The 19783-nt window shown below is 64.3% G+C and carries 19 protein-coding genes and 1 pseudogene; 5 read left to right on the forward strand and 15 right to left on the reverse strand.

Annotation, left to right across the window (positions count from 1 at the left end; all coding sequences use genetic code 11):
- The first annotated feature begins 74 nt into the window (after positions 1–74).
- Positions 75–1520: a dihydrolipoyl dehydrogenase family protein gene (locus ABD819_RS06830; protein ID WP_345122399.1), complete on the forward strand. Its 1446-nt coding sequence runs from the start codon at positions 75–77 to the stop codon at positions 1518–1520.
- An 8-nt stretch (positions 1521–1528) separates the two neighbouring features.
- Here ABD819_RS06830 and ABD819_RS06835 read toward each other — a convergent pair whose 3' ends face one another.
- From ABD819_RS06835 to ABD819_RS06845, 3 genes are all read right to left on the reverse strand, one after another.
- Complete coding sequence (locus ABD819_RS06835; protein WP_345122400.1) at positions 1529–1675, reverse strand: hypothetical protein; 147 nt, start codon at positions 1673–1675, stop codon at positions 1529–1531.
- Between the two features lie 25 nt (positions 1676–1700).
- The gene (locus ABD819_RS06840; protein ID WP_345122401.1) at positions 1701–2444 is read right to left on the reverse strand and encodes a haloacid dehalogenase type II; all 744 of its coding nucleotides are present in this window, start codon (positions 2442–2444) and stop codon (positions 1701–1703) included.
- A gap of 124 nt (positions 2445–2568) precedes the next feature.
- A complete protein-coding gene (locus ABD819_RS06845) occupies positions 2569–3336 on the reverse strand; it encodes a TIGR04283 family arsenosugar biosynthesis glycosyltransferase (RefSeq protein WP_345122402.1) in 768 nt (255 codons plus the stop codon).
- 92 nt (positions 3337–3428) lie between these two features.
- On the opposite strand from ABD819_RS06845, the gene ABD819_RS06850 reads away from it, so the two are divergent.
- Positions 3429–3578: a hypothetical protein gene (locus ABD819_RS06850; RefSeq protein ID WP_345122403.1), complete on the forward strand. Its 150-nt coding sequence runs from the start codon at positions 3429–3431 to the stop codon at positions 3576–3578.
- A gap of 192 nt (positions 3579–3770) precedes the next feature.
- Positions 3771–4646 carry a sterol desaturase family protein gene (locus ABD819_RS06855; RefSeq protein WP_345122404.1) on the forward strand — a complete coding sequence of 292 codons (876 nt, stop codon included), beginning with the start codon at positions 3771–3773 and terminating at the stop codon, positions 4644–4646.
- A gap of 107 nt (positions 4647–4753) precedes the next feature.
- Here ABD819_RS06855 and ABD819_RS06860 read toward each other — a convergent pair whose 3' ends face one another.
- The 10 genes from ABD819_RS06860 to ABD819_RS06905 form a co-directional block, all read right to left on the reverse strand.
- Positions 4754–6541: a glycoside hydrolase family 15 protein gene (locus ABD819_RS06860; protein ID WP_345122405.1), complete on the reverse strand. Its 1788-nt coding sequence runs from the start codon at positions 6539–6541 to the stop codon at positions 4754–4756.
- Positions 6542–6716: 175 nt separating this feature from the next.
- Complete coding sequence (locus tag ABD819_RS06865) at positions 6717–7598, reverse strand: mechanosensitive ion channel family protein (protein WP_345122406.1); 882 nt, start codon at positions 7596–7598, stop codon at positions 6717–6719.
- A 164-nt stretch (positions 7599–7762) separates the two neighbouring features.
- On the reverse strand, positions 7763–8710 hold the full coding sequence (locus ABD819_RS06870; RefSeq protein WP_345122408.1) for a mechanosensitive ion channel family protein: 948 nt from the start codon (positions 8708–8710) through the stop codon (positions 7763–7765).
- A 75-nt stretch (positions 8711–8785) separates the two neighbouring features.
- Positions 8786–9067, reverse strand: coding sequence for a hypothetical protein (locus tag ABD819_RS06875; RefSeq protein ID WP_345122410.1), 282 nt, complete (start codon positions 9065–9067; stop codon positions 8786–8788).
- A gap of 62 nt (positions 9068–9129) precedes the next feature.
- Entirely contained in the window at positions 9130–10125 is a 996-nt protein-coding gene (locus ABD819_RS06880) for an endonuclease/exonuclease/phosphatase family protein (protein ID WP_345122412.1), read from the reverse strand.
- Positions 10126–10226: 101 nt separating this feature from the next.
- Positions 10227–10565 (reverse strand): hypothetical protein, encoded by a 339-nt coding sequence (locus ABD819_RS06885; protein ID WP_345122414.1) that lies wholly within the window; start codon positions 10563–10565, stop codon positions 10227–10229.
- Between the two features lie 154 nt (positions 10566–10719).
- On the reverse strand, positions 10720–12099 hold the full coding sequence (locus ABD819_RS06890) for a DUF389 domain-containing protein (RefSeq protein WP_345122416.1): 1380 nt from the start codon (positions 12097–12099) through the stop codon (positions 10720–10722).
- A 151-nt stretch (positions 12100–12250) separates the two neighbouring features.
- Complete coding sequence (locus ABD819_RS06895; protein WP_345122418.1) at positions 12251–12673, reverse strand: hypothetical protein; 423 nt, start codon at positions 12671–12673, stop codon at positions 12251–12253.
- Positions 12674–12714: 41 nt separating this feature from the next.
- Positions 12715–13956: a cation:proton antiporter gene (locus ABD819_RS06900; protein ID WP_345122420.1), complete on the reverse strand. Its 1242-nt coding sequence runs from the start codon at positions 13954–13956 to the stop codon at positions 12715–12717.
- A 48-nt stretch (positions 13957–14004) separates the two neighbouring features.
- Positions 14005–15420 carry a chloride channel protein gene (locus ABD819_RS06905; protein ID WP_345122422.1) on the reverse strand — a complete coding sequence of 472 codons (1416 nt, stop codon included), beginning with the start codon at positions 15418–15420 and terminating at the stop codon, positions 14005–14007.
- A 177-nt stretch (positions 15421–15597) separates the two neighbouring features.
- Here ABD819_RS06905 and ABD819_RS06910 point away from each other — a divergent pair, with 177 nt between their 5' ends.
- Both ABD819_RS06910 and ABD819_RS06915 read left to right on the forward strand, forming a co-directional pair.
- Positions 15598–16083, forward strand: a complete 486-nt coding sequence (locus tag ABD819_RS06910) for a DUF305 domain-containing protein (RefSeq protein WP_345122424.1) — start codon at positions 15598–15600, stop codon at positions 16081–16083.
- Between the two features lie 61 nt (positions 16084–16144).
- On the forward strand, positions 16145–16267 hold the full coding sequence (locus tag ABD819_RS06915) for a hypothetical protein (protein WP_345122426.1): 123 nt from the start codon (positions 16145–16147) through the stop codon (positions 16265–16267).
- Positions 16268–16495: 228 nt separating this feature from the next.
- Here ABD819_RS06915 and ABD819_RS06920 read toward each other — a convergent pair whose 3' ends face one another.
- Both ABD819_RS06920 and ABD819_RS21505 read right to left on the reverse strand, forming a co-directional pair.
- Entirely contained in the window at positions 16496–19642 is a 3147-nt protein-coding gene (locus tag ABD819_RS06920; protein ID WP_345122428.1) for an efflux RND transporter permease subunit, read from the reverse strand.
- Between the two features lie 30 nt (positions 19643–19672).
- Positions 19673–19783 (reverse strand): annotated as a pseudogene (locus ABD819_RS21505) (IS982 family transposase); the annotation flags it as partial.

The following is a 19783-nucleotide window of genomic DNA, read 5'->3' on the forward strand; positions in this document are numbered from 1 at the left end:
GATACCGGTTGAACATGGCCGCCTGTTCGGCTTAGCCGCCAAGCCCTTTCCCCACGCTGATTCCTGAAGATACTATGGCCGAAGATGCTGCTGATTTTGACCTGATTGTGCTCGGGGCCGGTTCGGCCGGGCTGGGGCTGGCCCTGTTTATGGCCCGCATCAAGCTGCGCGTATTGCTCATCGACCTCACGGCCGAGGACGTGGGCGGCGACTGCCTCAACCACGGCTGCGTGCCCAGCAAGGCCCTTATTCATGCCGCGCGGCAGGTGCACCAGGCCCGGCAGGCTACTCAGTTTGGCTTGCAGGTGAGCGGCCCGGCCGACATGGCCAAGGTCATGGACTACGTGCGGGGCCGGCAGGATATCATTCGCCACCACGAAAACCCCGATTACCTGCGCGGGCTGGGCATCACCGTCGAAATCGGCAGGCCCCGGTTTGTGGGCGACCACGCCGTGGAAATCAACGGCCACACGCACACCGGGCGCAAGCTGGTGGTGGCCACCGGCTCGCGCCCGCAGCAGCTGCAGGTGCCCGGCGCGGCGCAGGTGCGCCTCTACGACAACCAGCATGTGTGGGACCTGCGCGAGCTGCCCAAGCGCCTGCTGGTGGTGGGCGGCGGCCCCAACGGCGTGGAGCTGGGCCAGGCCATGCAGCGGCTGGGCGCGCAGGTAACCATTGTGCACCACGGGGCCAGCATCCTCGAAAAGGAAGACCCCGCCATCCGGGCCGTGCTGGCTGAGCGGCTGCGGGCCGAGGGCCTCACCATTCATCTGGAAGCCGAAGTGGAGGCCTTTGCCTCGGCCTCCCAGGCCCGCGTGAAGCCCAAAGCCGGCGACTCGTTTTCCGTCGACTTCGACCTGGTGTACGTGGCCATCGGGCGGCACGTGAGCTTTGAGGGGCTGCAGCTGGAGCGCGCCGGGGTGGAGGTGGACGAGAAAGGCCACATCAAACTCAATGAGCACCTGCAAACCACCAACCCCGATATTTTTGTGGCCGGCGACGCGGCCAACTCCCTCAAGTTCAGCCACGGGGCCGAGCTGCACGTGCGCCTGCTGCTGTTCAACTTCTTCTCGCCCCTCAAGAAAAAGCTGAGCTACGACCATTTTTCCTGGGTCACTTTCACCGACCCCGAGGTCGCCCACTTCGGCCTCGATGCCGCCGAGCTCGACCGGCGCGGCACGGCCTACGAGCGCTGGGAAACCGATTTCGCCGACGACGACCGGGCCGTGGTGGACAGCTACCGCGACGGCCGCCTGCTGCTCTTCATCGAGAAGAATGCCCTGCCGCTGCCCGGCCGCAAGCGCCGCATCCTGGGCGGGGCCATGGTGGCCCCCGGCGCGGGCGAGCTTATTCAGGAGCTGATACTGGCCAATGCCAGCGGGCTGGGCATCAGCGAAATATTCGACAAGGTGTACCCGTACCCCGTGGCGGCCCGCATCAACCAGAAGCTCATCGTGGAGCACCAGGAAGTATCGCCGCTGCTGCAAACGGCGCTCGACGTGGCGTATAAGCTGCAATAAGGCTGCGGCTACAGCGCGGCAGCCACCCGGCGCACCGATATGCGCCGGCAGTAGTCGGGGTTGAAGCAGGTAAACTTGATGCGGCCGTCGCGGCCGATGACGGAAGTGGCCAGCACGGGCGGCACCTCGCCGCTCGTAGCGTTGGCCTTTGGCAAACCCGTCCAACGGCGGCCGGGCGGCTTACCAGATGAGCTGGCGGGCAATGTCGGACAACGTGGGGCCGGTGAGGGTGGGCGCGGGGGCCAGCGGGTAGGTTTGCTGGCCCGGGCGGGCAATGAAGGCAGCCTGCAGGCCGGCCCGCTGCGCCCCGGCCGTGTCCCAGCCGTGGGCGGCCACCAGCATGGCCTGGGCGGGGGCCACTTTCAGCCGCTCGCAGGTGGTGCGGTAGGTGTCGGGGTGGGGCTTGTAGCGCCGGAGCGAGTCGATGCTGAGCAGCTGCTCGAAAAAGCCGGTGAGGCCGGCGTAGGCCATCTGCTTCTGCCCCGTGGCATCGGGCGAGTTGGTGAGGGTGACCATCCGGAAGCCCGCCTGTTGCAGGGCCGTGAGGCCGGGAATGATATCGGGGTGCGGGGGCAGCTCCGTGATGATGGCGAGCAGCGCTTTTTTGCGGCCGGCCGGGCGGGCGGGCTGCCCCAGGGCCTGGGCCAGCATGTCGAGGGCGGCGTCGCCAATCTGCCCGAAGTTGTGGTAGTGGCCGGTCACGGTATCGACCAGCGAATACTGGAGCAGCAGCGCAAACCACTGCTTGAAAGCTGTTTCAGACTGAAATTCCTGGTTGACGGCCCGCTGAAGCTTGCCCAGGTCGAGCAAGGTTTCGTTGACATCAAAAATCAGCAGCTTGGGACGATTGGGAGCTAGCGACATGGCGGGTAAGGCAAGGGGCAGGGCCACGGCCGCAGTGGCCCGGGCGAGCGAGGACAACACAAAGCGACGGGTAACCATCGGCCTGCTTACGCAGCCGGCGGGCACCAGGGTAGCATGGACTGCTTTTTTTGAAAATTCAGCGCTGCGCTACTGCTGGCCGAGCCCGCCAACGCGCCGGTGAGGCCTACAGCTTATCCTGCCGAATCAGCCGCCGGTAGAGCCGCACCAGCCGGGGCTGCGAGACGCCCAGCCAGTAGAGTCCGGTCAGGAGGGCAAACGCGGCCTGCAGGCGAAACACGCCGTTGGCCAAGTACTTGCGGGCCGAAGTGGTGACGGCGCGCGGCAGCACCTGAAAGGCCGCCTGAGCCTGCAGCCGCCGCACCATTTCCTGGTCCTCCATCACCAATAGGTCCTCGCGGAAGCCGCCCACCCGGGCAAACAGCTCGCGCTGCACAAACAGGCTCTGGTCGCCGAAGCGCACCAGCAGCAGCGGCAGGCGCGTGCACCAGGCACTGAAGCGCAGAAACCAGTGCCCGTGGTCGAAGGCCAGGCGGTAGCAGCCGCTGCCGTAGCCCTGCCGCCGGGCCCGCCGCAGGTCGACCAGAAAGCCCGGCGGGGGATAAGTATCGGCATGCAGGAAATAGAGAATATCGCCGGTGGTCTGGCTGGCTCCGTAGTTGAGCTGGGCGGCCCGGCCCTTGCGCGGGCTGCGCACCACGGCCGCGCCCGCCCGCCGGGCCAGCGCCCGGGTGTCGTCGGTGCTGCCCCCGTCGGCCACCATGATTTCCAGGTCCGGCTCGTCAGCCGTGGCCCGCCGCAAGTAAGCCAGCAGCTCCCCGATGCCGGCGGCTTCGTTGTAGGCTGGGATGATGATGCTAACCGTTGCCAACGCCGCCCCCGCTCTGCCAGAAACAGGGGGCAGCAGCGAAGGAGCGGGGCCGGTAAACCACATAAATCAGCGTTGGGAATGAGGGTGTGCCAGCGCCCGGTCTACGCCCGCTTTGCGGCATCAAAAGCGGATGACCGGGACTTTTCTGCCCGCTGTTGCTTCCCCGAATACGCCCGCCCGGCGCGGGGCGTTGCCCGGCCGGACAAATGTTCGGGCCCCGGCGGCCCATCGTGCCCGGCGGTGTGCAGCGCGGGCTGCCGGGAACCAGCCGCCGGAAAGCCGACGTGCCCGTCACGAAGGTATGACCGGGTACGACACGCCCGCGTTCAACGCTACGTCGCAACCCCAGGCCGCCCGGCAGGCCAGGGGGCAATTAATGGCTGAGCAGCCGTGCGGGCCGGGTACTTACCACGGGGCTCACCAGGCAACCCCGGCGGCTCCGGCGGGGTATTAGGTTTCATTGTTATCCTCTCTTCCACTCACTTAGTCTTATCGCCGTGGCGCTGCTTCCCCTTTTCTCCCCCCTGCTGCGCCGCTTCGACCGCTGGGCCGGCCCCGCCCTGGCTGTGGCTGCCCTGGGACTATTGTTGCTGGAAACCCGCCGGCCCCTGCGCCGCCGTACCCACCCCCGGCCCGAGCGGTGGCTACGCAACGTGGCCCTGGCCGCGCCCTCGCTCCCAGCCATGCGCCTCACCCTGCTGCCGGCCATGGTGGGCCTGGCCCAAAACTGGGCCCCGCGCCGGCCGGTGCTGGCCCACCTGCCCGCCCCGCTGCGCCTGGCGGCCGAAGTGCTGCTGCTCGACTACCTGGGCTATACCTGGCACCGGCTGCTGCACGCCCCGGTGCTGTGGCGGCTGCACCGCGTGCACCACTCCGACCTGGACATGGACCTGACCACGGCCTGGCGCTTTCACTTTGGCGAGATGCTGGCCAGCATTCCCTGGCGGGCGGCCCTGCCCGCGCTGCTGGGCGTGCGGCCGGCCACGGCGCTGGGCTTCGAAGCGGTGTTTGAAGCCTGTACGGCTTTTCATCATAGCAACTGGCGATTGCCCTTTGACGTGGAACGCCAACTGGTGCGCCTAATGGTAACGCCGCGCACCCACGGCATCCATCACTCGCAGGTGCAGCGCGAAACGGACAGCAACTTCGGCGTGGTCCTCACCCTCTGGGACCGGCTGCACCGCACCCTGCGCCTGAACGTGCCGCAGCAGGCCATTACCATCGGGGTGCCGGCCTACCCGGAAGCCGCGGAGCTGCCGGTGACCCGCCTGCTGGCCCTGCCGCTGGAGCCGCTCCAGCCCTGGGCCCGCCCCAACGGCTCGGTACCGGGCCGGGGGGCATTGCCCGGCCCGCTGCACGAGTTGGTGCCGTAGCGCCGGCGGCTCACCCCCGGTCCGGGTTTGCTTCGTGCGCGAAGCCTTGGGCAGCAAGATGAACGCGCCGGCGAAGCGGTAGAAACGCTTCGTTGGCGCGTTCAAAATCAACCCACAAAACTCGGCTTGTCCAGCCGGTGCGCGATGCGGTAGGCGGCATTCACCAGCCCGACGTGGCTGTAAGCCTGCGGGAAATTGCCCCACTGCGAGCCGGTTTTGGCGTCCACGTCTTCGCTCAGCAAACCCAGGTGGTTGGCGTATTTGGTCAGCTTTTCAAACTCGACCACCGCTTCATCCACGCGGCCGACGCAGGCCAGGGCCTCCACGTACCAGAAGGAGCAGATGAGGAAGGTGGTTTCGGGCGTACCGAAATCGTCGGGGTGGCGGTAGCGGTAGAAGAGGCCCTCGGGCGTCATCAGCTCCTTTTCCAGCTCGGCCAGGTGGTGTTTGGCGCGTTCCGACGACGGGTCGAGGTAGCCCATGGTGATGAGCTGAATGGTGCTGGCGTCGAGGTGGGGCGAGCCGATGGCGTTGGTGTACACGCCGCGCTCGGCGTTAAAGCATTCCTCCAGGCGCTCCTGCGCCATGTTCAGCAGGCGGGTGGCGCGGGCCTCCATGGCGGTGTCGCCTATGCTTTGGGCTACGCGGCGGGCGGCGTGGCTGCCGGCCCAGTGGAAGAGGTAGGTGTAGCAGTGCTTCTGGGCAATGTGGCGGAACTCCCAAAGGCCGGCGTCGGGCTGGTCCATGGTGGTTTCGATGAGGCGCAGGCACTCTTCCACCAGGCCCAGCGGGGCCACGCGCTCGGGGTCGCGGAAGCGGCTATCCACATAAAGCGGCAGCAGCGCTACCAGCACCTGCCCGTACACATCGTTCTGAATGTGGGTGTACGCGTCGTTGCCGATGCGCACGGGCTGGTTGCCCAGATAGCCGGCCAGCGGCAGCTCCGTCTCCGTCAGCTCCGAGGCCCCGCCGATGCCGTAGAGCGGCTGGAACTTGTCCTTGACCTTGGTGCTGATGTTGGCGATGAAGTGGAAATACCGCTCCAGCTCCTCGAAGTGGCCGATGTTGTTGAAGGCCGTGAGGATGTAGTAGGTGTCGCGCATCCAGCAGAAGCGGTAGTCCCAGTTGCGGGTGCTGCCGGGCGCTTCGGGCAGGCTGGTGGTGGTGGCCGCAATCACGGCCCCGGTGTCTTCGTACTGGTGGATTTTCAGGGCCAGGGCCGAGCGGATGACCTGCTCCTGGTGGAAGCTGCCGATGCTGGTGCTCTTCACCCAGTCGCGCCAGTAAGCCGCCGTGCCCAGCAGAAACCGCTCGGCGGTGCTTTCCAGCGGGGCCTCCAGGGGCGCGCCGTAGGTGAGCACGAGGTACTTGGTTTCGTTGAGCACGAAGTCTTCCTCGTCGAAAATGTAGGTCAGCGGGATGTTGGTGGTGAGGCGGATTTCCTCTTCCAGGCCCAGAAAGGCAATGTGGTTGGAGCTGCGGCGGCGCGTGAGGGCGAGCTCGCCGTACTTGCCCACCGGCCGGCAGGCCACCCGGATGCGCGGCGCGCCACTCAGCGGCTCCACCTTCCGGATAAACATCAGGGGCTTGTAGTAGCGCTCGTACTGCGGGAAGCGGGGGGCGAAATCGGTGACGCGGTAGCGGCCGTCCTCGGTTTCGATTTCGGTGCACAGCACGTTGGTATTGGGCTGGTAATACTGCCGGCCCGGCGCGGTGATGCCGGCGGCGGGCCGGATGCTGTACTCGCCGCCCTTGTCCTCATCGAGCAGGCTGCCAAACACAAAGCTGCTGTCGAAGCGCGGCCAGCAGAGCCAGCGCACGGCCGTATCGGTGCCAATGAGGCCCAGGAAGGCGCAGTTGCCTACCAGGCCCATGTCATAGGTATGTTTCGTCATCAGGTTGCGGAATTGGTATGCATTGGCCCCGGCGGGCGGGGCGGGTTCGGTATAGGGTACCCCGTTCGGGGGGCTGGGGTTGTGCCTTGTAGCACATGCTTTAGCTTGTGCAGCGGCTGCGCTTCGCCAAAAACATCAGACTGGCTGTTCAACGCCGCACAAGCTGAAGCATATACTACAAGCCCCTGCCCAGCCGGGCCAGCACCTCGGCCGGCAGCTCCAGGGTGCGCATGGGGAAGGGAATAACGATACCGGCCGCGTCAAAAGCCCGCTTGATGCGCATAATGGCCTCGCTTTTGGCCCCCACATAGTCCACCTGCCGGCGGTACGGAATCCAGAAGCGCAGGCTGAAGGTGATGGCGCTGTCGGCGAAGGCGGTGAACATCACCTGCGGCGGCTGGTCGGTGAGCAGCTCGGGGAAATCCTGCATGGCGGCCAGCACCACCTCGCGCACCTGGGCCAGGTCGGAGCTGTAGGCCACGCCGCATTCCACATCCACGCGGCGGCGGGTAGTGACGGTGAAGTTGGTGACGGCACCCTCGAACACCTTGCGGTTGGGCACCCGCACCAGCTCGCCGGTTACCTGGCGCAGGTCGAGGGTGCGCAGGTTGATGCGCTCGATGGTGCCGAAAAAGGAGTCGGTCTGAATCACGTCGCCCACCGTGAAAGGCCGCTGCACGGCGATAATAATGCCGCTGATGAAGTTGGCCGCAATGTCCTGAAAGGCAAAGCCCAGCGCCAAACCAATAATACCGACCCCGGCCAGCAGCGAGGTCACGGTCTTATCGAGCCCCAGCACTTCCAGCCCGAAAAAAGCACCCACCAGCAGCACCGCCGCGTAGGCCAGCGTGCTGATGAGGCTGTGCAGCGTGACGGCCCCCGGCGATACCCGGGGCAGCACGCTGGCCAGGGCCCGCCGCGTGAGCCGGGCGGCAAACACCGTGGCTACAAGTACCAGCAGGGTAATGAGGAGGTTGGGCAGGAGCAGAATAAACTGCTGCACCCAGCCCAAAAGCTTGTTCGAAAGCAAGTCAAACGTGCGGTGAATCTCAATCATGCAGTAAAAAACAGGGCGGTGGTATACCCGCTGATACGTGGCTGCACTTGGTCCCGGTGCATTCGCTTTGCTTCCGCTTGCCTGCTACGGGCCAGGTGCGGGCTTCAATCAGCAGCCTTTTCCACTTGCTCCGGTGGGGCGGCATCGGTGGCAGCGCGCTGCTCTTACTGCTGCTCTTGTTTCTCTTGCCGCCCTTCGGCCCGCGACTGAGGTACGTCGCCCTTGCCGGTGGGCCAGCCTTCGCGCTGGCTTTTGCGGTCCCCATCGGTGAGTTCGGTCTGGTTGTGCCACAGGATTTGCTGGGTGGGAAACGGCAGGTCGATGCCGTGGGCCGTGAGCGTGTTTTTGATGGCTTCGAGCACCAGGTCCTGCGCATCCATGATGTCGGCGCGGCGCGGCGGATTAATCCACCAGCGGGCGCGGATATTGACGCTGCTGCCAGCCAAATCCACCACCAGCGCCTCGGGCGCGGGGTCGGCCAGCACACCATCCACGCCCTTCATTGCTTCAATAATGAGCTGGCGGGCCTTGCCGATATCGTCGCCGTAGCCAATGCCGATGTCGTATTGCAGGCGGCGCTGCTCGTAGGCCGTGTTCACCGTCACGGCGTTGATAAACAGCTCGGCGTTGGGGATAACCACCCGCCGGCCATCGTAGGTTTTAATGGTTGTGGCCCGCGTCTGAATCGTTTCGACCGTGCCCTCAAAGTCCTTGTACTTAATCTGGTCGCCGATTCTGAAGGGCTCGGTCACCAGTAGCAGCACCCCGGCCAGGAAGTTCTGAAAAATGTCCTTGAAGGCAAAGCCAATGGCCACGCCCCCCACGCCCAGCGCGCTGATGAGGCTGGCCGGCGTGAAGCTGGGCACCACGATGGTGACCGTAATCAGAATGCCCAGCAGGAGGGCGGCCACGTAGGACAAGCGGCTCAGCAGCAGCTTCAGGCTTTGGCTTTGGCCCCGGTTCTGCACCAGCCGCTCCACCAGCGACTGCACCCCGCGGGCAATGAAAATAAACACCACAAACACCACCAGCCCAAAGAGCAGGTTGGGCAGCAGGGCCATAAAATCGCGGCCCATCTGGTTGATTTTCTGCCAGGCGATAGAAAAATCCATTAGCTAAAAAGGAAGTGCAAGAGAGTAAAGAAGTGCGGAGATTATTCCCGCGTCAACCGGTCAGGCAGCTGGTCTTTAGGGAGTTGCCTGCACTTCTTTTTTGATGCCTTCCAGGTTTTGCCGCGACCCTTCCAGCTGCTGCTCAATGGCGGTGAGCTTGGCCTTTTCGGTTTCGATAACGGCCTTTTGACGTTCTATTTGGGTGGATAATTCCTGCACTTTGCGGGCTTGCTCGGCCACAGCCGGGTTGGTTGAGTTGAGGTCTGTAGCCACGGGCGTGTCGGCCCCCGATTGGCAGCTGGCCAAGGCAAAGGCGCTGACCAAGAGCAAGGTATGGGAGAAAGAAAAGGTGGGCATCGGGTTAATGGGTTAGGTTAGAAATGTGAGTCTGTGTAACTGCATGCTTACCAGTGAAACGCTTACTTATCAGGCAGTGCCAGCTCGACATACAGCGGAAAATGGTCGGAGCCCACGTCGGGCAGGCGCTTCAACCCCACTACTTTAAACGGCTCGCTGACAAAAAAGTGGTCGATAGGCCACCGCATCAGCCACGAGCGGGCGCTGAACGTGTTGTAGAGGCCGCGCCCAAGGTTCACGTCGTGCAGGTCCCCGTCGCGGGTAAGCTCGTGAATCGTGCTCGACCAGCTCACGTCGTTGAAGTCGCCGGCCACGATGGTGGGCCGCTCATTCTGCTGCACCGCATTGGTCACCTTTTTCAGCGCTTTCCCGCGCAGGCCCACGCCATCGGGGTAGGTATCGGGGACGGGCGGCGTGGGGTGAATGCCAAAAAACGTGACCTGGCGGCCATCGGGCAGCCGCAGCCGCGTGCGAATGGACGGCACGCCGTCCTGGAGCAGGTACTGCACCTGCGTATCAGCCAGCGGCAGGCGCGAGTAGAGTATCATGCCGTAAGCATCGGAGTTGGGCCGCTCGATGCGGTAGGGGTAGTCGGGCTGCAAGGGCCGCAGGGCCTTCGCCCACCAGGCGTCGGGCTCCAGGGCCAGCAGCACGTCGGGCTGCACGCTCTGCACCAGCTGCCGCAGGCGCTCACCCTCCCGGTTTTTTAGCAATACATTGATTACCAAAATACTTAATCGAGTGGTGGCACCCGCAGGAGCATCTGGCACATCTTTGGGCGCGAAGGGCAGGTAGGGCCACAGGAAAAAGGCCTGTACGCATATGCCAGCTCCTAAGCTTAGCAGCAGCCCCTGCCGTACCCGCCGATGCGCCGGCCAGCCCAGCGCCACCCACCCCAGCAGCACTACAGTCAGCACCACCAGCAGTTGCAGCCGGGGGAAGCCCAGCACCTGCACCCACCATTCATTGGATGGTACCACCGAAACCAGGGTCACCAGCAGCGCCAACGTGCCCAGCGTGGCCAGCAGGTAGCGCAGCCCGGTTAGGAAATACTTCATGAGTAAGAAGTTGGCAGGTAGTTATTCGGCATCAATTGTCTGGGTGCCAATTCTTTCCTGACAACCGACCATTGCACAACCGACCATTGATACCCCGCCCGCTACTGCGTTTTGGCCTGAGTTTTCACGCCCTTCAGGTTCTGCTTGGCACCGTCGAGTTGATTCTTCAGGGCTTCGAGGCGCTTCTTCTCGACATCGGCCTCTTCTTTCTGTTTGTCTACGGCCTTCTCCCGGTCTCTTACGGCGTCTCTCTGGTCGTTGTACACTTTCTCCTGCGCATCTACCTGCTGCTGAAGGTCAACCACCTTTTGGGCCTGGAGGGCCACGGCGGGGTTGGTCGATTTGAGGTCGTCGCTCGCCGAACGACCCAGCGAACAGCCGCTACCGGCGAGGCAGACCAGGACAAATAAGTAGTTGAGGCCTGTGGGAAAACACTTCATAATGCGGGGTATTATTTATTGAAAATGCGCTTGAAAGCACGTAAGACTAGTTAGTGTTACGGGGTTGGGAGGGGTAAGTTCGTTCCGGCACAGGTGGGTGCGGCCGGGACGAACCCCGGCCTGTGGCAGCGATGCGAGGGCCCCAGCCTTGAAATCAGCGCCTTTTGGCCGGGGCAATAGGCGTTACGAGTAGTTGCAGCGGCAGCCGGCCGCCGGCCCGCAGGCGCAGCCAGGTGGTCAGGCGCTGCTGTTCGGCGGCCGGCAGCGGCCGGCGGGTGCGCACAGCCACCAGCAGGGTGGTATCGGCCCGCAGCGAGTCGGTGGCGGGGCGCACCAGGCGGCTCAGGCCCAATTGGCGCACGGCGGGGTGCTCCACCTGCACCTCGCGCAGCAGGGCGGCCGTGCCGGGCAGGCCGGCGGTGGCGCTATCGGGGTGGGCCAGCAGCTGCTGAAGCTGCGCCATGCGGGTTTCGTAGCCCACCAGGGTTTGCTCCTGCCGGCTGCGCACGTCTTCGAGCACGCTGCTGCGCAGGGCCTGGGTGTCGGCCGAATCGAGGCGGGCCAGGCCCTGCCGCACGGTGAGCACGGCCCCGGCCAGGCGGTAGCGCGGCAGCTGGGTCCGGGCTTTTTGCAGCTGGGTCGGGGTGAGGCGCTGGCCGGCCAGCAGCACGTTGAGCGTGCGCGGCCGGGGCAGAATGCGGCTGGTGACGACGAAGGTGCCGGGCAGGTTCAGCTGCTCTTCCACGAAGCGCTGGGCGTTGTGCGTGAACGTGCCGTCGCGCACGATGCCCACGGCCAGGTACACGCTGGGCGCGGCCGTGAGCAGGGCCACCGCCCAGATGCTGAGCTGCACCCGCCGCGCCCGCTTCACGCTGACGAAGGTATGCTTGGGCAGCGGCAGCACCCGGCACACCAGAAACGTGGCCAGCGCAATGAACACGCAGTTAATCGAAAACAGGTACAGCGCCCCGAACAAAAACGACCAGTGCGCCGTGGCCAGCCCGTAGCCGGCCGTGCACAGCGGCGGCATCAGGGCCGTGGCAATGGCTACGCCCGGCACGGCATTGCTGTGGCCTTTGCGGGCGAGGGCCACAGCCCCGGCCGCGCCGCCAAACAGGGCAATGAGCACATCCCAGGTGGTGGGCTGGGTGCGGCTCAGCAGCTCGGAGCCCGCGTCGGTGAGGGGCGTGAGGCGGAAGTAGAACGCCGACACCAGCAGGCTTAACATCGAGGCCGTGAACAGGCTCTTGAGCCCGCGCTGAATCAGGCCCAGCTCCAGGGTAGCGGCGCCATAGCCAATGCCCACGATGGGCCCCATGAGCGGCGAGATGAGCATGGCCCCGATGATAACCGCCGTGGAATTCACGTTCAGCCCCACCGAGGCCACCAGGATGGCGAAAATCAGCACCCACAGGTTAGGGCCCCGGAAGGAAATGCCGGACACCACGTCGGCCTGAATCTGGGCCGGGCCGGCTATGTCTTCGTTGGTGAGCAGAAAGCGGGTGTGCAGAAAGCGGCGCAGTACTTGCAGCATAGGTGGCGAGTGGGGGCTTATTCTTTACTAAGGTGGGGGGAAAGTCACTAAAATCCATCTCAAGAACGGTCGTGCTTCATCTGGTATCCGCGAAGTCAAAGCATGCTGTCCTTTTCAGTTTGACAGACTTTCTGGCTACTATAAGCACACGCTAGGTCGCTGGTGCATCGTTCCGTAGCCATTCGGCGGCGGGCGAAATATCGGTAAATAAGGCCGTCGTTACCACGCGGCGCATGTGCTCGGCCACGGCGGGGGTGTGCAGGCGGTTATCGGGGGCAATGGCGGGCACCACGGCATAGCGCTCGAAGGCGGTGTCTTCCAGCACGGCGGGCAGCCAGGTGGTCAGCAGCCAATCACGGTCGGCGGGGGCGGGGGCGGCGGGCATGGCGCGGTGGTCGGCCAGAATGCCCCGCAACTGGTAGCGCCGCAGCAGGTTATGGGCGTGGGCATAGAGCGCCCGAAATTCGGGGCCAGTCATGGGCGCGCCCGACCAATGGAGGAGCAAGTAACCGTCTTCGGGTACAAAATCGACCGAGCCGACGGCGTTGGAGAAATAGTGTTGGGTGGGAGTCATTAGAATTGGTACGAATATCAACAGTAGGACCGGTGGCCCGGTCAGGCAGAACGCGGGGCGAGCAGGCCTAACAGCCGCTTTAACGTGAACCCCTGCACCACAGCCGAAAACAACACCACGGCAAACGTCATCGGCACAAATACTTCCGGGTGCAGGCCCGCGGGCAGGCCCAGCGCCAGGGCCAGCGAAATGCCCCCGCGCAGCCCGCCCCAGCTCAGAATAACCAACGTGCGCGGCGGCAGCTGCTTCGAGAGGCCCAGCAGCCGGGTGGGCAGGGCCAGGGCCACATAGCGCACCAGCAGGGCCAGTACCGCCGTTACCACGCCCAGCCCCAGGTAGAACGGGCTGAACCCAATCACCACCAGCTCCAGGCCCATCAGCACGAAAAGCACGGCGTTGAGCACCTCATCCAGCGCCTCCCAGAACTTCTCCAGGTAGTCGCGAGTGGTGTCCGACACGGCTTCGCTGCGGCTCACGTTGCCGATGGCCAGGCCCGCTACCACCATGGCCAGCGGCCCCGACACGCCCAGCGTGTGGCACAGCGCGTAGCCGCCCATCACCAGAGCCAGGGTCAGCATGACTTCGGTCTGGAAGTGGTCGACCGAACGGATGAGGCGGTAGCCCACGTAGCCCAGCACCGCCCCGGCCAGCAGGCCGCCCCCGGCCTCGCGCAGCAGCAGCAGCGCTGCCGAGCCCACACTCGGCACCTGGCCCGGCGTGGCCAGCTCCAGCAAGGTCACGAACACCACCACCCCGAAGCCGTCGTTGAAGAGCGACTCCCCGGCCAGGTTGGTTTCGATGTTCTTGTCCAGGTCCGTGGTTTTGAGAATGCCCAGCACCGCAATGGGGTCGGTGGGCGCGATAAGGGCCCCGAATAGCAGGCACGGCAGCAGCGGCAGCCCCGCGCCGGCCAGGTGCAGCAGGCCGTAGGTGCCCACGCCCACCAGCCCCGTGGCCAGCAGCACGCCCAGCGTAGAATAAGCCGCGATGCTGCGCCACACGGCTTTCAGCGCCTCCACCCGCACGTGCAGCGAGCCGGCAAAGAGCAGAAAGCTCAGCACTGAGCCCATCAGGAACTCCGTGAAATCGAACTGCACCAGCGCGGCCCGCACGCTGACCGTGAAGCCCGGCACGATATGCCCCCCGGCCAGCACACCAGCCGCCGCGACCACGCCCAGCAGCAAAAACATAATCCCCGCCGGCTGGCGCAAGAAACGGGCATTCAAATAGGAAAATAGGGCGGCCAGCGTCAGGAGCGCGGCTGAAAAGGAAAATAAACTCATCTTTAAGAATAACGGCTCTTGGCGGTTGAAGTTTGTGGAAACGGCCGGCTACGGCTGCGGGGTAGAAACTGCGGGGATGGCTGCGGCCCTTGCTGCCGGCGGGCCTTCCCGGCTCAGCGTTTCGCGGATGAAGCCCTGCCGCAGGTGCTCGTAGAGCGAGTGCGGGTCGACGAGCGCGGCCACGGCCTGGGCCAGCATCGCCCCAATCAGCAGCTGGAAAATGGCTGAGTGCCGGTCCGTCATCTCCAGCACCAGGATGGCGGCCGTGAACGGCGAGCGCACCACGCCGGTGAGGAAGCCCACCATGCTTACCAGTATCAGCAGGTTGCGGTCGGCCACGGCCACGTGCGCCAGCTGCGCGATGGCATCCCCGAGCAGCGCGCCCGCGCTCAGCGAGGTGGCAAATACGCCGCCCGCCCCGCCGCTGCTGTAGCTCAGGGCCATGCCCGCGAAGCGCACCGGAAACAGGTAGCCCGGCGTCACGCCATCGTTCTGAAACAGCAGCCGGTTGATGATGGGCTTGCCCGTGCCCACGCCATCGGGGCCCACCAGGTAGGCCAGCCCGGCCAGCAGCAGGCCGCAGCTCATCACCCAGCCGGCCTGCGCCAGCGGCGTGGCAAAGCGCTTGCGGTAGCCATTGAGCCAGAGCAGGGTTTTGGCGAAATACGCACCCGCCAGGCCGCAGGCCACGGCTGCCACCATCACCAGCACTTGGTACCAGCCGGCGGGGGAGGTGATTTTGGGAAAGCCCAGGTACAGGTAGGAGCCCAGAAACTGCTGGGCCGTGAGCCCGGCGATAATGACGGCGCTGAACACGGCCATGCGAAAGCGCGAGAGGTGAATCTGGGTCAGCTCCTCTACCACGAACACGATGCCGCCGAGCGGGGTATTGAAGGCCGCCGCCAGGCCCGCCGCCCCGCCCGTCACCAGCGCAATCTGGCGCGAGAGCTGCGGCCAGCCCGCCGGCTGCAGCCGGTTGATGGTCCGGAAAATGGCCGCCGCCACCTGAATGGTGGGGCCCTCCCGCCCAATAACGCCGCCGCCGAGCAGCAGCACCACGCTGCTCAGAACCTTAACCACGGCCACCCGCAAACTCAGCAGGTAGGCCGTGTGGCGGTGCTGCGCGGGGTTCGAGAGCTCAATGCCGGCCATCACCTGCGGGATGCCGCTGCCCCGCGCCGCCGGGGCCAGCCACTTCACCAGCGCCCACGACCCCAGGAAGGCCAGCGGCGTGAGCCCAAAGGCCAGCAGCGGCTCCCGGCGCAGCCAGGCGAAGCTCACTTCCTCGGCCCAGGCAAAAACCTTTTCGTAGCCCACGGCCATTAGTCCGGTCAGCAGCGAGGCAATCCAGAAGGGGAAGCTTTGCAGGATGAGGCGCCGCACCCGTGCCGTATACAGCGGCTGGATAAAAACGCGGTCGAACCAGGCCAGCGCGCGGGCATAGCGAGAGGGAGAATCGGGCATAGAATAGGCAAAGGTGCGGGTAATCTGGGCGGCAACACCGCCACGGCCGCTGTTTCTTAACCAGTTTGGCGGCCGGATGGTGACATAACCATCGTCATTCAACGCCCGTTGGGGTAATAAAGGCCTCCATTCCAAGAGTTGGAATCAGCGCGCGTTTCCCGTTTATTCCCTTTTTCGATGATGAATCCTTCCACGCCTGCCGCCCCCATGGCCCAGGGCCACTACCGCAAGTTTCTGCTGACGCTGGGCATCTCCTTCGTCATCATGTACGTGGTGATGTACCTCAACACCTACGAGCTCGGCCACGTCTATTTCAGCCTCACCCGCTTCTACATGACGGTGCTGATGGTGACGGCCATGGCCGTGGTCATGCTGCTGATGATGCCCATGATGTACCCCAACAAAACCCTGAACGGAATTATCATGGGGGCCAGCCTCACGCTGTTCATTGGCGCCTTGATAATGGTGCGCAGCCAGACCTTCGTGAACGACACACGCTGGATGAAGGCCATGATTCCCCACCATTCCATCGCCATTCTCACCAGCGAGCGGGCCACCATCCAGGACCCCGAAGTCCGCAAGCTGGCCGATGGCATTATCGCTGCCCAAAAGCGGGAAATCGGCGAGATGCAGGCGATGATTAAGCGCCTGGAGCAGCAGTAATCGCAGGTGTGTTTCGTCGCGTGGGCGACCCCATGCCTGCCATTGGCCCATCTGGCGGTAAATGCCCGATTCCCCTGCCTGGATGTGGATGCGTTTGCCCCTGGCCGCCACACCAGCCATTGCCGCGGGCTTTCTGCGCCAGGTGCTGGTGTGGCGGCCAGGGGCATACCGTGCTGACCGATAACGAGGGGCAATTTGGCAACATACCCCATCACGTGCATTGCGGCCGCCACGTCTTTGACCAGGTCTACGACGTACACGGCATTGAGCACTACTTCATTAAACCGGCTCATCCTCGGCCCACGGCCGTGTAGCGCAAAGAGGTCATGGTCAATGTGTCGAACACCTCCACTGAGACCCTCGATACCTGCTTGCCGGCCTTCTTTTGGGCCTGCCATTTTATACATTCGGCTCAGGCGGGCTGCAGGTGGGGCACGTCGTGCGTGGCGGCCACGGCCGGTGGCGGGGCCTGGTTGCCACTGCGATAAAACCAGCGGAACACGAGCGGGAAAATCAGCAGCGTGAGCACCGTGGCCGACACCAGCCCGCCGATGACGACAATGGCCAGCGGCTTCTGCGTTTCGGAGCCGATGCCGGTGCTCAGCGCGGCCGGAAACAGGCCAATCATGGCCATGAGGGCCGTCATCACCACGGGGCGCACGCGGGAGGCCACGCCCTGGCGCAGGGCTTCATCCAGCGGCAGCCTGCGGCGCAGGTTCTGCTTGAAGACGGTGATGAGAATCACCCCGTTCTGAATGCAGATGCCGAAGAGCGCGATGAAGCCGATGCCGGCCGAGATGCTGAAGTTGACGCGGGTGAGGTGCAGGGCCACGATGCCGCCGATGAGGGCAAACGGCACGTTGATGAGCACCAGGCCCGCGTCCTTGCCGTTGCCGAAGGTGATAAAGAGCAGGATGAAGATGATGACCAGCGCCACGGGCACCATCTGGGTCAGGCGCTCGGTGGCCCGCACCTGGTTCTCAAACTCGCCGGCCCAGGCAATGCGGTAGCCCTTGGGCAGGTGAATTTGGGCGTTGACCTTCTTCTGCGCCTCGGCAATGGTTGAGCCCATGTCCCGGTCGCGGATGCTGAACTTGACGGCGATGAAGCGCAGCCCGTTGTCGTGGTAAATGGAGGCCGGGCCGTTGAGCGTGCGCAGGGTGGCCACTTCCTTGAGGGCCACCCGGCCGCCGCGCAGGGTGGGCACGCGCAGCTCCCCGATTTCGGCCTCGGTGCTGCGGTACTGCTGCGGGTAGCGCACCCGGATGTCGAACTTGCGCTCGCCCTCGTAGAGCTGGCTGGCGGCCTTGCCGCCGATGGCCATTTCCACCACGGCCTGGGCGTCGGCGGTGACCACGCCGTAGGTGGCCATGCGGTTCTGGTCGAGCACCACGCTCATCTCGGGCTGGCCCAGGTTGCGCAGAATGCCCAGGTCCTTCACCCCGCGCACCCCGCGCAGGATGGTGGCCACGGAGTCGGCCTTGCGGTCGATGGTTTCCAGGTCGGGGCCGAAGATTTTCACGGCCAGCGAGGCGTTGATGCCCGCCACGGCCTCGGCCACGTTGTCGATGATGGGCTGCGAATAGTTGAAGATGATGCCGGGGTACTGGCGCAGCCGCGCGTCCATCTCGTCAATGAGCTGCTCCTTGGTGATTTTGCGTTTCCACTCCTCCTGGGGCTTGAGGTTCACCTGGCACTGCACGTAGTACATGCCCGAGGGGTCGGTGCCGTCGTTGGAGCGCCCGGTCTGACTCAGTACGCCGTTCACTTCCGGAAACGAGCCGAGGATTTTGCGAAATTCTCCCACCTGCTTGGTCGTTTCGGTCAGCGAGGTGGACATGGGCAGCTTGGCTTCCACCCACAGCGCACCCTCGTTCAGCTCGGGCAGAAATTCCGAGCCGAGGAAGTTGAACGAGTACAGCACCGCGCCCATCAAGCTAAAGGATACCACCAGACTCAGGGCCCGGTTGCGCAGCGTGAAGGCGAAGCCGTTGACGACGATTTTGTCGAAGAAGTTGACGATGGGGTTGTTCTTCTCCCGCACGTCTTTGTTGAGCAGGATGCTGGCCAGCACCGGCACCAGCGTCAGGGTCAGCAGCAGGGCCCCAATCAGGGCAAAGCCCAGCGTCCAGGCCAGGGGCGAGAACATCTTGCCTTCCACTTTCTCGAAGGCGAAAATGGGCAGCAGGCAGGTCAGGATGATGAGCTTGGAAAAGAACACGGCCTTACCCAGCTCGCCGCCGGTGCGCTTGATGAGGCTGCGCTTGGCCAGCTTGTTGAACACGGGCATCCCCACCTGATGGGCCTTGTGGTCGAGCACCACGAAAATCCCTTCCACCATCACCACCGCTCCGTCGATGATGATGCCGAAGTCGATGGCGCCCATGCTGAGCAGGTTGGCGCTCATGCCCTTCAGGCGCAGGCAGATGAAGGCAAACAGCAGCGCCAGCGGCACCACCAGCCCCACGATGAGCGTGGAGCGCCAGTCGGCCATGAACAGAAACACCACCAGCGTGACCAGCACAATGCCTTCGAGCAGGTTGTGAATGACGGTGGTCGTACACTTATTCATCAGCACGTCGCGGTCGTAGAAGGTCACCAGCCGCACACCCTTGGGCAGCACCTTGGTGTTGAGCTCCTCGATTTTGGCCTTCACGCGGCCCAGCACCTCGGCCGGGTTTTCGCCCTTGCGCATAATCACGATACCTTCCACCACGTCGTCGTCGGCGTTGAGGCCGGCCTGGCCCACGCGGGGCAGGTGGCCTTCGCTCACGCGGGCCACGTTGCGCACCAGAATGGGCGTGCCGTTGAGTTGGCTGACGATGATGTTGCCGATTTCCTCGGCGTTCTCCAGCAGGCCGATGCCGCGCACCACGTAGGCCTGGCCGTTTTTCTCAATCACGTCGCCGCCCACGTTCACGTTGGAGCGCTGCACGGCCTGAAACACTTCCAGCGGGGTCAGGCCGTACTTCTGGAGCAGGGCGGGCTCGGCCGTGATTTCATACACCTTGCGGGTGCCGCCGAAGGCGGCGATGTCGGCCACGCCGGGCACGGCTTTGAGCTGGCGCTCCACCACCCAGTCCTGCAGGGTCAGCAGCTCGTTGGTGGAGCGGCCGGGGCCCTGCACGGTGTAGCGAAAAATCTCGCCGGTGGGGCCGTAGGGCGGCTGCACGTGGTTTTCGCAGCCCTCGGGCAGGTTCACGCCGGCCAGCAGGTTGTTCACCTGCTGCCGGGCGTAGAAGTCCTCCACGTCGTCGTCGAAGTTGATTTTGAGTACCGACAGCCCGAACATGCTGATGGAGCGCATGTTGCTCTTCTTCTGCACCGAGTTCATGGCCACCTCAATGGGCACCGACACGAAGCGCTCCACTTCCTCGGCCGAGCGGCCGGGCCACTGGCTCACGATGATAATCTGGGTATTGGTAACGTCGGGAAACGCCTCAATCGGCGTGTGCAGGTAGCTGTAGCTCCCCCCCACCACCAGCAGGGCCGTGAGGAAGAAGATAAGAAAGCGGTTTTTCAGCGAAAACCCGACGATGCCTTGAATGAGCTTGTTCATTTTAAGCTGTTAGCTAACCCAAGTTGCGGACTATATGCCGGCTTGGTCGAGGGCGTGCACAAAGATGAAGAGGACGATTTTGAGGAAGAAACCTTGGGCCGTAACGGCATGAATTTGCTTGGGAAAGCGGGCCGTGAGTTG

Source organism: Hymenobacter antarcticus (assembly GCF_039539545.1).
Taxonomy (GTDB): domain Bacteria; phylum Bacteroidota; class Bacteroidia; order Cytophagales; family Hymenobacteraceae; genus Hymenobacter; species Hymenobacter antarcticus.

Bases quoted from the DNA above. Each gene is read 5' to 3' on its own strand.
- ABD819_RS06830 (WP_345122399.1), top strand. From the start codon at position 75: ATGGCCGAAGATGCTGCTGATTTTGACCTGATTGTGCTCGGGGCCGGT.
- ABD819_RS06845 (WP_345122402.1), bottom strand. From the start codon at position 3,336: ATGTGGTTTACCGGCCCCGCTCCTTCGCTGCTGCCCCCTGTTTCTGGC.
- ABD819_RS06860 (WP_345122405.1), bottom strand. From the start codon at position 6,541: ATGACGAAACATACCTATGACATGGGCCTGGTAGGCAACTGCGCCTTC.
- ABD819_RS06865 (WP_345122406.1), bottom strand. From the start codon at position 7,598: ATGATTGAGATTCACCGCACGTTTGACTTGCTTTCGAACAAGCTTTTG.
- ABD819_RS06870 (WP_345122408.1), bottom strand. From the start codon at position 8,710: ATGGATTTTTCTATCGCCTGGCAGAAAATCAACCAGATGGGCCGCGAT.
- ABD819_RS06875 (WP_345122410.1), bottom strand. From the start codon at position 9,067: ATGCCCACCTTTTCTTTCTCCCATACCTTGCTCTTGGTCAGCGCCTTT.
- ABD819_RS06880 (WP_345122412.1), bottom strand. From the start codon at position 10,125: ATGAAGTATTTCCTAACCGGGCTGCGCTACCTGCTGGCCACGCTGGGC.
- ABD819_RS06885 (WP_345122414.1), bottom strand. From the start codon at position 10,565: ATGAAGTGTTTTCCCACAGGCCTCAACTACTTATTTGTCCTGGTCTGC.
- ABD819_RS06890 (WP_345122416.1), bottom strand. From the start codon at position 12,099: ATGCTGCAAGTACTGCGCCGCTTTCTGCACACCCGCTTTCTGCTCACC.
- ABD819_RS06895 (WP_345122418.1), bottom strand. From the start codon at position 12,673: ATGACTCCCACCCAACACTATTTCTCCAACGCCGTCGGCTCGGTCGAT.
- ABD819_RS06900 (WP_345122420.1), bottom strand. From the start codon at position 13,956: ATGAGTTTATTTTCCTTTTCAGCCGCGCTCCTGACGCTGGCCGCCCTA.
- ABD819_RS06905 (WP_345122422.1), bottom strand. From the start codon at position 15,420: ATGCCCGATTCTCCCTCTCGCTATGCCCGCGCGCTGGCCTGGTTCGAC.
- ABD819_RS06910 (WP_345122424.1), top strand. From the start codon at position 15,598: ATGATGAATCCTTCCACGCCTGCCGCCCCCATGGCCCAGGGCCACTAC.
- ABD819_RS06915 (WP_345122426.1), top strand. From the start codon at position 16,145: ATGCCCGATTCCCCTGCCTGGATGTGGATGCGTTTGCCCCTGGCCGCC.
- ABD819_RS06920 (WP_345122428.1), bottom strand. From the start codon at position 19,642: ATGAACAAGCTCATTCAAGGCATCGTCGGGTTTTCGCTGAAAAACCGC.